Annotated in this window: 2 protein-coding genes; both read left to right on the top strand. The window is 38.2% G+C overall.

What is annotated here, in order from left to right:
• The coding region (locus PSI15_RS18260) for a ribonuclease domain-containing protein (RefSeq protein ID WP_273584759.1) at positions 1-468 on the top strand (468 nt) is incomplete at its 5' end.
• A gap of 6 nt (positions 469-474) precedes the next feature.
• Positions 475-765 (top strand): barstar family protein, encoded by a 291-nt coding sequence (locus tag PSI15_RS18265; RefSeq protein ID WP_265380758.1) that lies wholly within the window; start codon positions 475-477, stop codon positions 763-765.
• Positions 766-790: the final 25 nt, after the last annotated feature.

Consider the following 790-nt stretch of genomic DNA (forward strand, 5'->3'; position numbering starts at 1 on the left):
CCGACTAATTTCATCGATCCGTTCGGGTTGCAAGTTGTAAATGCTTCATTATCAGGAAATAGCCATCCTACAAGCTCAGCACAAGGAGCACTGCTTAAACAATATTACAGCACAGCAGAAAGTGCTAATGATGCTGTAAATAATTTAAAAGCAACAGGAAAATTGCCAAATAACTATGTAACAAAAGCACAGGCGGAAGCTGCTGGGTGGTCTAGAGGAAAAGCGTTAGGAAATTATGTTCCGGGAGGTCAAATAGGAGGGGATATTTTTGCTAATAGCACGGGGATCTTACCTGATTCCCCCGGAAGAGTATGGTATGAAGCTGATATCGGACTGAATAATAGTATGTCTAGAGCGAAGCAACCAGGTACCAGACTTTTGTATTCTAATGACGGGTTAACTTACGTAACTTCAAATCATTACGATACTGCCGAAGCATTAGGCTCTTGGAACTGTAAAGGAGGTTAATAAGTAATGAAAAAAATAACACTAGATGGGAATAAACAGAAAACACCTGTTGAAGTATATCAGCTTTTTTCTAAGGAATTTGATTTTGGCCCGTACTTTGGAAATAATCCTGATGCGTTATATGACTTTATGGTTCCGATTGATGCAGAAGATAAGCCTGTCATTGTATTGTGGTATAACAGTGGTATTTTCAAGGAAAAATATCCTAAAGAATTTGCACAGCTTGTGTCTGTGCTAAATAACATCAGTGAATTTGGAAAATTTGACCAAGACACTTTTCAATTTAAAATTCTTTAAAGATAAAGCCGGAAAGATCCCCGCG

The organism is Xenorhabdus sp. PR6a (assembly GCF_028599065.1).
GTDB classification, from domain to species: domain Bacteria; phylum Pseudomonadota; class Gammaproteobacteria; order Enterobacterales; family Enterobacteriaceae; genus Xenorhabdus; species Xenorhabdus doucetiae.